The sequence below is a fragment of the Porphyromonas circumdentaria genome (assembly GCF_900167105.1).
GTDB classification, from domain to species: domain Bacteria; phylum Bacteroidota; class Bacteroidia; order Bacteroidales; family Porphyromonadaceae; genus Porphyromonas; species Porphyromonas circumdentaria.
Map to the genome: position 1 here is coordinate 1 of NZ_FUXE01000033.1, position 1,232 is coordinate 1,232.

Consider the following 1,232-nt stretch of genomic DNA (forward strand, 5'->3'; position numbering starts at 1 on the left):
CCCCCTCGCCGAAAGACCAAGGTTTCCTGATCAACGCTAAACGGATCAGGGTCAGTCGGGACCTAAGCAAAAGCCGAAAGGCGTATGCGATGGATGAACTGGTTAATATTCCAGTACTAATTATATGAGTGATGTGGAGACGGAGAAGTGACAATGCTGCCAACTGACGGAATAGTTGGTTAAAGGGTGTAGGATATGATTGGCGTAGGCAAATCCGCGCTGAGATCTGAACCTGATAGTACGAAGCGTGCTTGCACAATTCGATATGCATGTAATCAGGCTCCCAAGAAAAACCGCTAAACATATTGTATTATTACCCGTACCGTAAACCGACACAGGTGGTTGGGTTGAGTATACTAAGGCGCTCGAGTGATTCGCGGTTAAGGAACTAGGCAAAATAGTCCTGTAACTTCGGGATAAAGGACGCCTCTATAGAGATATAGAGGCCGCAGTGAAAAGGCCCTGGCGACTGTTTAACAAAAACACATGGCTATGCAAAATAGAAATATCACGTATATAGCCTGACACCTGCCCGGTGCTGGAAGGTTAAGAGGAGAGGTCATCAGCGATGAGAAGCTTTGAATTGAAGCCCCAGTAAACGGCGGCCGTAACTATAACGGTCCTAAGGTAGCGAAATTCCTTGTCGGGCAAGTTCCGACCTGCACGAATGGTGTAACGATCTGGGCACTGTCTCAACCGCGAGCTCGGTGAAATTGTAGTATCGGTGAAGATGCCGATTACCCGCAACGGGACGAAAAGACCCCGTGAACCTTTACTATAGCTTTACATTGTAGCCGGGTATTAGATGTGTAGGATAGGCCGGAGACTGAGAATTGGTGACGCCAGTCATCAAGGAGTCGCTGTTGAAATACGGCCCTTTTACTATTTGGCTACTAACGCGCGAGGTGCGGACAGTGTATGGTGGGTAGTTTGACTGGGGTGGTCGCCTCCAAAAGCGTAACGGAGGCTTCTAAAGGTACCCTCAGGCCGATTGGTAACCGGTCGCAGAGTGTAATGGCATAAGGGTGCTTGACTGGGAGACAAACAAGTCGCACAGGTAGGAAACTAGAGCATAGTGATCCGGTGGTTCCGTATGGAAGGGCCATCGCTCAAAGGATAAAAGGTACTCCGGGGATAACAGGCTGATCGCTCCCAAGAGCTCATATCGACGGAGCGGTTTGGCACCTCGATGTCGGCTCGTCACATCCTGGGGCTGGAGAAGGTCCCAAGGG

General features: G+C 49.9%; 1 rRNA gene. It reads left to right on the forward strand.

What is annotated here, in order from left to right:
* Nucleotides 1–1,232, forward strand: a 23S ribosomal RNA gene (locus B5D06_RS08800); the annotation flags it as partial.